Below are 3,778 nucleotides of genomic sequence, written 5' to 3' on the forward strand. Positions count from 1 at the left end.
CATCCCGCGCATCGGCCACGAAGTCATCGTCGACTTCCTCGAGGGCGATCCCGATCAGCCGATCGTCACCGGCCGCACCTATCACGCCACCAACAAGCCGCCATACAAGCTGCCGGACCACAAGACACGCACGACCATCAAATCCCAGACCCACAAGGGAGAGGGTTTCAATGAGCTAAGATTCGAAGATCAGGCTGGCCAGGAAGAGGTCTATGTCCATGCCCAGAAGGATCTCAACCTTGTTATCGGCAATGATGAAACACGCTTTGTAAAGGGAAATGTGGCTCTCAACGTTTCATCGTCGTATGGCGCTTCGATTGCATCACATAAGACGCAGAACATAGGAGGCAATAACCGGCTCGATATCGGCGGTGATTATGTCATATCTGTCGGGGCTCAATTTGTCCGTAAATTTGTCGAGGACAAGCTGGCAAAAGCTTTTGACGGCATCTTCAAGCCGATAAAAAACGCTCTCGTTCCGTTGCAGAATGCCGGATCAGGGAATTTGCATACCCACGTGCTGGGCAACAAGATGGACCTCATTGGGATATCCTCCCTTGAGGTAATTGCAGGAATCAAGAAAATCGCCGCTGGTCATTCCGTAGATATTAACGCGGGCGAAGCTATTACTATGATCGCCGGCAAGCAACTCCATGATGGAGCTGGTACAATCCGAACTATAACCGCGCTGGAAGAAATTAAACTACAGTGCGGGAAGGCCAGTATTACGATGTCTGCTGATGGAAAAATATCGTTAAAAGGCACAAAAATTAATCTAAACTAGGATGAGAGATGGGTGACTACATAAATAGTCAGGATTCCAATACCCTGTTGAGTGCTGAGGAATCCGTTGCACTAAAGCATGAGTTTGGCTGGTCTCCCGTAGGAGTTGGCGACAAAGGATCGGCGCTATGGCACCCGTTGGATGCGTTTTCGTTCAAGGCTGCGGCCAAAGCCGCGAGCACTGAAGCAGCAGACATTAACACCCCAGGTTGCTACCCTTATTTTGATTACCAGCCTGGGACAAGCGCACATAACGATTGCAGGGATGCTTTTCGACATGCCTATTGGAATGCTTTGATGGCGCAAATTGATGAGGTGGATGCGGCCAGCCAAGCAAACGCGCATGAGCGTAGCGCGCCAAACGTTTACAGTGAGCATTACATGGATCTCTACAACAATAGAGTCGGGCGAAAGCTCGGTGCAGCCCACCCCTCAGCATCCCACAAAGAGATCGCAGACTTAGTAAAGCAAGAACTGAGCCGCGGGGGCCTGATTACGGACCTAGGTCAGGCTCCAACTGCCGGAGCAAAGTAATTGAGGTTGATCCATGAAAACCATTGCTATAATTAGCTCAATAATCTTAATAACATTAGGAGTCTACACAGCATTAATTATAACTTTAAATAAATATCGCAAAATCAATTTCATCAACAGTAGCGATAACAAGGTAACATTTGGTTATGAAATCGATTGCTCCGGAAAGCAAAAGGAGACTTTCCAAGCGTTGACTTGGCCTCATTCTAAAAAAACAAATCGGTTTCTTTTGGAGTGTGAAGGTGGAATTACATTTTTTGTCCAAGATGGAAACAATAAAGACCAGAATGGGTTTTATACTACTCCAAACCTTGATTTTTCTTTCTTTGGTTCCCCGACTTACATAGTAAGATATGACGGAAGAAGATTGATCGCAACAGGTCCAAAATAAGAGAGCAGTTTGGTGCCCGCCTCTAAATCAAAAAGGGCAGGCTTTGGGATGCTCCTGGCGCCGTGAACACTCTGTCGGAAAAGGACGTAGGGGTATTAAGATGAGACAGAGCAAGCGGCTCTGTTTCTGGCTTGGTTTACCTGCAATTTTGGCTGGGTTGTTATTTGCGGCCTATTGTTACGCTGCATTCGTTATAATCGATTACCGGTACATCAACGATCAACTTAACATGATAAGGGCAGTAACCCCTGTTCGGTCGGTGCAATTAAATCGTACCGAAAGCCTGGTCCCGCCGGATTATACAACCAAGATAGACAAAACACACAGCGATTTAGAATTTATAGAAGTTAGCTTTTTGATTCAAGTATACTTGAATAACATATTAAGTGAATATAATTCACACTATCTTTCTCTTTGTATAGAGTCATCAAACTATTATGGAGGATGCTACACTTGGAGCATCCTCCATAAGAAATTCTTTGGCAGTAGTGGGTCTCCGCTAGAGGTTCATGACCACCGCGCAAGGGAAAAGTGAGAATGCCCGCCTCCACCCGTAAAAACGACATCGGCTCGGGCCATGGCTGCCACTTCCCGCCAACCGCTGCGGTGGAAGGCAGTCCTGACGTGATCATCAACGGCAAGCCAGCCGTCCGGGTGGGCGATGCCTATGCGGCACACGGCTGCCCGTCCTGTCCCGCGCCGGCACATGGCCGAGCGTTGTCCCAGGGATCGCCCACTGTGTTTATCAATGGCCGCGCGGCTGGACGGATTGGTGACAGCATCGACTGCGGGGGTGCCGCGGCGTCAGGCTCCGGCGATGTGTTCTTTGATGGTGAATGATCCGTGAGCAATCAGAACACCACAAACCTGCCCTTGCCCCTTGATCTTGGAGATGGCTTGAGCCCGGTCGATATCTGGCAAAGCCTGCATGCAGGAGAGCGACGCTGGATAGCCCAGGCTGCGGGTGAACCTCGCTTCATCTTCTCAGACCAGGCTGACGGCTCGGATCGGGCTCTTATGCAATTGTTGGCAAAGCTCGACGCACGCCGCTGGATTGACCTGTGTATGAGCGAAAAGGAAAGGTGATGTGGCAGGATATTGCCCGTTTCGTGGAACACATGACGGAGGTTCAGGAGCATGGATAGGCGCAAAATAGCCCTGATATTCGTTGCTCCTGCTGCTCTCCTGTGCGTCTTCCTGACAGCATGGATTTATGTCTGGAACATAAGAACGACTGCCCTGATCTACTCAGAATTTGCAAAGCTCGTTGGAAACCGGAACTACTGTATTCTCATTGGGGCCGATAAGCGGCTGAAACCGCGTTCCGGTTCTCCTCACGATAAAATCGATTCCATCTATGAATTGACAGCTATTAGCATTCTTCAGCGAAGAATGAGACGACCAAACCCGACAGGAAGTGCCGGTTATTGGCTCGCCGTAATTGTTGCAGGAGAAGTATACAATTGGAGCTTTAACGAAAAGAAATTTGTGCAACCACCACATCATAAGCGCTTTCTTTTTGGATATCCGCAAAATTCGGATGACCCAGCCTGCATTTGGCGTTGATGAGGACTTATGCGTATGCCCGCCTCAACGCGCAAAGACGACATCGGCTCGGGCCATGGTTGCCATTTCCCGCCAACCGTGGCGGTGGAAGGCAGTCCTGACGTGATCATCAACGGCAAGCCAGCCGTCCGGGTGGGCGATGCCTATGCGGCACACGGCTGCCCGTCCTGTCCTGCGCCGGCACATGGTCGAGCCTTGTCCCAGGGATCGCCCACTGTGTTCATCAATGGCCGGGCGGCTGGACGGATTGGCGACAGCATCGATTGCGGGGGTGCCGCAGCTTCAGGCTCCGGCGATGTGTTCTTTGATGGTGAATGATCCGTGAGCAATCAGAACACCACAAACCTGCCCTTGCCCCTTGACCTTGGAGATGGCTTGAGCCCGGTCGATATCTGGCAAAGCCTGCATGCAGGAGAGCGGCGCTGGATAGCCCAGGCTGCGGGTGAACCTCGCTTCATCTTCTCGGACCAGGCTGACGGCTCAGATCGGGCTCTTATGCAATTG

The 3,778-nt window shown here is 50.6% G+C and carries 8 protein-coding genes; all 8 read left to right on the top strand.

Annotated elements, in window-relative coordinates; genetic code table 11:
- On the top strand, nucleotides 1-784 hold a 784-nt coding region (locus LH464_RS24755; protein WP_390625052.1), incomplete at its 5' end, for a type VI secretion system Vgr family protein.
- Between the two features lie 8 nt (nucleotides 785-792).
- Nucleotides 793-1,317: a DUF6973 domain-containing protein gene (locus LH464_RS24040; protein ID WP_226788925.1), complete on the top strand. Its 525-nt coding sequence runs from the start codon at nucleotides 793-795 to the stop codon at nucleotides 1,315-1,317.
- A gap of 13 nt (nucleotides 1,318-1,330) precedes the next feature.
- A complete protein-coding gene (locus LH464_RS24045) occupies nucleotides 1,331-1,708 on the top strand; it encodes a hypothetical protein (RefSeq protein WP_226788926.1) in 378 nt (125 codons plus the stop codon).
- A gap of 537 nt (nucleotides 1,709-2,245) precedes the next feature.
- Nucleotides 2,246-2,548 carry a PAAR domain-containing protein gene (locus LH464_RS24050; RefSeq protein ID WP_226788927.1) on the top strand — a complete coding sequence of 101 codons (303 nt, stop codon included), beginning with the start codon at nucleotides 2,246-2,248 and terminating at the stop codon, nucleotides 2,546-2,548.
- Nucleotides 2,549-2,605: 57 nt separating this feature from the next.
- Nucleotides 2,606-2,794, top strand: a complete 189-nt coding sequence (locus tag LH464_RS24055; protein ID WP_226788928.1) for a hypothetical protein — start codon at nucleotides 2,606-2,608, stop codon at nucleotides 2,792-2,794.
- A 51-nt stretch (nucleotides 2,795-2,845) separates the two neighbouring features.
- Nucleotides 2,846-3,274: a hypothetical protein gene (locus tag LH464_RS24060; RefSeq protein WP_226788929.1), complete on the top strand. Its 429-nt coding sequence runs from the start codon at nucleotides 2,846-2,848 to the stop codon at nucleotides 3,272-3,274.
- Nucleotides 3,275-3,289: 15 nt separating this feature from the next.
- Entirely contained in the window at nucleotides 3,290-3,592 is a 303-nt protein-coding gene (locus tag LH464_RS24065; RefSeq protein ID WP_226788930.1) for a PAAR domain-containing protein, read from the top strand.
- A 3-nt stretch (nucleotides 3,593-3,595) separates the two neighbouring features.
- On the top strand, nucleotides 3,596-3,778 hold a 183-nt coding region (locus LH464_RS24070), incomplete at its 3' end, for a hypothetical protein (RefSeq protein ID WP_226788931.1).

It is taken from the genome of Pseudorhizobium xiangyangii (genome assembly GCF_020531965.1).
GTDB lineage: Bacteria > Pseudomonadota > Alphaproteobacteria > Rhizobiales > Rhizobiaceae > Neorhizobium > Neorhizobium xiangyangii.